The sequence below is a fragment of the Rhodococcus rhodnii NBRC 100604 genome, assembly GCF_001894925.1.
Lineage (GTDB): Bacteria > Actinomycetota > Actinomycetes > Mycobacteriales > Mycobacteriaceae > Rhodococcus_F > Rhodococcus_F rhodnii.
In genome coordinates this window covers 1-2,134 of sequence record NZ_BCXD01000062.1, presented here as the reverse complement: position 1 = coordinate 2,134, position 2,134 = coordinate 1, and the positions used below count along the sequence as shown (strand labels likewise).

The window sequence follows — 2,134 nt, the reverse complement described above, 5'->3', positions numbered from 1 at the left end:
GTAAGAGGATGGGGGTGCGTGTCGTCGAGCGTCCCCTCGCGGGCGGCCGGCGAGGGAAGTACCTGCACCACGACCGCACGATCATCCTTCGGCCTGGAATGGCGCGATTCCGTGGGCGTTCAACATTTGCCCACGAGTTGGGGCACGCACACTACGGGCACGAGCCGGCGCATGACCAAGCCCTCCACGCCCGCCAGGAACGTCTTGCCGACGAATGGGCAGCCAAGACGCTCATCAACCCCGTCGACTACGCCCTGGCGGAGGTCATGTACGGCCCCCATGTCGGCGTTCTTGCCAACCACCTCGAAGTCACACCCAAGCTGGTCCGCGTGTGGAGATCGCTGGTGCTGCACGATGTTCCGGAAGCAATCTGAATGCAACCTCGACAGTGAGAGGAGCGCGACCTGTGCGTGATCGAGAACTCACCGACACGGAACTGGCCAACCTGATCGCCAGCGGTAAGGGCATCGCCTGCTCGTTCCAGAACGAGCCCGATGATCTGGACTCATGGGACGACGAGGTAGAGGCTCCCGACGCAGACGGACCGGAATGGGGTGCATGACTGATGGCCAGAGTGCGCGACCTCTGGATGCGTGAGGACACATCCGGTCGGAAGACGATCCGCACGGCCCGATATGGGCGCGGGAAGCGGTGGCTCGCGGCATGAGGTCGCGTGCGGACCAGAACTCACTGCCGTCGATGCGGGACTGCTTGATCGAGTCGAAGGGCGACTGCTCGCCGCCGCCGGCGAAGAGGGTGAGGTCGCTCATCGCGCACCGCCGGAGATGATCGCCGGGGTGACACCGGAACCGACCGGAACCCAGCCCCAGATCGGCGCGCCCGTCACGGGATCAGCACCGACGACGGTCCAGACGTTGTCCGGGCTCGGCATCGTGATGACGCCGCCCTGCACGACGACGTCGGACGGCTTGCCGCGGTACTCGGACGCCGGCGTGCTGCGCTCCCCCATGCTCGCGTCGTTGCTCGTGACGATCTCAGCAGGCGCCGGAGCGGCCGCGGCGGTGGTGGCACCCGCAGCGATCGCCGCACCAGCAGCGAGGCCGACGAGGATGACTCGGATACGATTCGTGGTGGACATTGCTTCTCCTTGGTTGTGGTGTTCGAGGCCCTGCACCTGTTTGCCCAGGTGTGGGGCCGTTTTCATGCCGGGACCTTGTTTGCAGCGCTGTGCACCTCACTTGAAACAGCAGACCCGACTTGAATCTCATGAGCCTCGAAGAGGTCCTCCCATGGGACGTCGAGTCGAGCCGCGAGCGCGATCGCGAAACCCTCGCTAATGCTCGTCATCTCGCCCCGCTCGATCAGCGAGATGGACTGCTGACTTCGGTTGACGAGGTACGCCAACTGGTCCTGGCTGTAGTGGCGCTGCTTGCGCCACCGGCGAATCTTCGCCGGGTCCTTGACCTTCATCCAGAATTCCTTCCGCCGTCTTGGTGGTCGGCTGCGCTTCATGATGCCCTCCTCTGGTCGGAATTACAAGTGCAGTACACATCGTTTGCTATCACTTGTCAACCTCACAAGCGCTGTACACATACGTGGTCTGCAATGATCGACGTCTAACTTGTTAAAAATCGGCCGCGTTGATCTGGCACAAGAGACCACCAGCGAGGGACTGTCATCGCCGTGAACGAGATCGAAACCCTGCAAGGGCTGATCCACCTAGCCCGCCGCGAACGCGGCACATCGATCCGGCAGCTCGCCCTCCAAGCGAAGGGTGCCGGCTTCAAGATTGTGGGAACGACGCTCAACGCCATCGAGAAGGGGACATACAAGTCGGAGCCCTCCGACGAAACTGTCCGCGCGATCGGATGGCTCGCAGGCGTGAGTGACGATGTCGCGTTCGCAGCAGCAGGCCGTCGCGTCCCTGGCCCCCCGTTCGCGGAGGAACTCCCGCCGGGCGTCGACGACCTGTCACCGAGAGAACGCAAGGCAGCGATCGAGATGCTCCGCACCTTGATTGCACAACGACAGGAGATCAACGATGGGAAGCGCACCGACGAAGACCCGGAACCGCGGCCGGAAGCGAGCGGCACGGTCGACAGCAGCCAGGGCAGCGGCGACCGCCCGCGGCGATCGCCCCCCATGAATGACGGCAAGGTCACAGCCTTACCTT

The 2,134-nt window shown here is 63.8% G+C and carries 4 protein-coding genes and 1 pseudogene; 3 read left to right on the top strand and 2 right to left on the bottom strand.

Features of this window, described 5'->3' with window-relative positions:
* On the top strand, positions 1–374 hold a 374-nt coding region (locus RR1_RS21470), incomplete at its 5' end, for an ImmA/IrrE family metallo-endopeptidase (RefSeq protein WP_202951407.1).
* Between the two features lie 32 nt (positions 375–406).
* Positions 407–562, top strand: a complete 156-nt coding sequence (locus tag RR1_RS22515; protein WP_010839606.1) for a hypothetical protein — start codon at positions 407–409, stop codon at positions 560–562.
* 204 nt (positions 563–766) lie between these two features.
* Here RR1_RS22515 and RR1_RS21460 read toward each other — a convergent pair whose 3' ends face one another.
* Positions 767–1,099, bottom strand: coding sequence for a hypothetical protein (locus tag RR1_RS21460; RefSeq protein ID WP_040774701.1), 333 nt, complete (start codon positions 1,097–1,099; stop codon positions 767–769).
* A gap of 62 nt (positions 1,100–1,161) precedes the next feature.
* Positions 1,162–1,431 carry a helix-turn-helix transcriptional regulator gene (locus tag RR1_RS21455; protein WP_143153994.1) on the bottom strand — a complete coding sequence of 90 codons (270 nt, stop codon included), beginning with the start codon at positions 1,429–1,431 and terminating at the stop codon, positions 1,162–1,164.
* 213 nt (positions 1,432–1,644) lie between these two features.
* On the opposite strand from RR1_RS21455, the pseudogene RR1_RS21450 reads away from it, so the two are divergent.
* A pseudogene (locus RR1_RS21450) lies at positions 1,645–2,134 on the top strand (hypothetical protein); the annotation flags it as partial.